This is a genomic window from Litorisediminivivens sp. KMU-197 (assembly GCF_056858395.1).
Genome location: NZ_JBXEQG010000030.1, coordinates 1 through 1185 on the forward strand (window position 1 = coordinate 1; position 1185 = coordinate 1185).

General features: G+C 61.8%; 1 protein-coding gene. It reads right to left on the reverse strand.

From position 1 onward, the window contains the following. Position 1: 1 nt before the first annotated feature. Positions 2-1104, reverse strand: a protein-coding gene (locus tag AC04PT_RS20075; protein WP_482875565.1) for an IS3 family transposase whose coding sequence is annotated in 2 segments (ribosomal slippage) — positions 2-843 and positions 843-1104 — 1104 coding nt in all. Because the reading frame shifts where the segments join, the coding sequence is not laid out codon by codon here. Positions 1105-1185 lie beyond the last annotated feature (81 nt).

A 1185-nucleotide genomic window follows, 5' to 3' on the forward strand; every position in this document is an offset into this window, starting at 1 on the left:
CTCACGATGACGGGCTGGCTGCGCCATCGGGATAATGCATGTCGATCGGGACGTTGTATCCGATCGCGCTGTGGGGTCGGTCCTCGTTGTAGTGTCTACGCCAACCTTCCAGCTTTTCGCGGGCGTCGGCAAGGCTCATGAACCAGTGGGCGTTCAGACATTCCGCCCGGAGCCTGCTGTTGAAGGCCTCGATGAAGCCGTTGTCCGTGGGCTTGCCGGGCCGCGAGAAGTCCAGGGTGACGTCGTTGGCATAGGCCCAGAGGTCGAGGTCGCGGGAGATGAACTCGCTGCCATTGTCGACCCTGATCGTCTTCGGGTAGCCGATCCTGCCGCAGACCTTCTCCAGCGTCTGCACCACATCCTCCCCCCGGTAGGCGAACCGCGGATCGGCCGCTGGACACAGCCGCGAGTGGGTATCGACGACGGTCAGAATTCGGAGCTTCTTGCCCATGGCCAGCTGATCGTGGACGAAGTCCATAGCCCAGACATCGTTCGGACCGACCGCTTCCTTGCGATCCTCCCGCAGCTTGGCCTTCACCCTCCGCTTCGGATGCTTGTTCCTCAGCTGCAGGCCCAACTCGTTGTAAATCCTGCGGGTCTTCTTCATGTTGATCACCCATCCCTCACGCCGCAACAGCACGTGGACGCGGCGGTAACCGTAGCGCACCCGCGTCTCCGCGATCTCCTTGATCCGCCGTTCGACGGCCGCCTGGTCGGTGCGGCGGGACTTGTAGTGGAACGTGGAGGTGTCGAAGCGAAGGGCCCCACAAGCCCCGCGGATCGATACGCCCCAATCGATGCACATCCCGCGAACCAGTTCGCGCATCCGGCCAGGCTTCAGAGCTTTCGGCGGATAACGTCCTGCAACATCTCCCGATCGAGTGTCAGGTCGGCCACGATCTTCTTCAGCCGTGTGTTCTCGTCCTCGAGCGCCCTCAACCGACGCATCTCGTCCGGCAGCAGACCGCCGTATTTCTTTTTCCAGTTGAAGTAGGTCGCCTGGCTGATCCCCGCCTTGCGACAGATCTCCGCGACCGGCGTTCCCTGCTCGCCTTGCTTCAGGATGAACGCCTTTTGCGCCTCCGTGAACTTCGATGCCTTCATGCGTTTCCGCTCCTCTCCCAGCCAGGAAAGCTTAGCCGAAAACTCCAGCTTCGAACGGTCCAGTTTTCAGGGGGCAGAGCA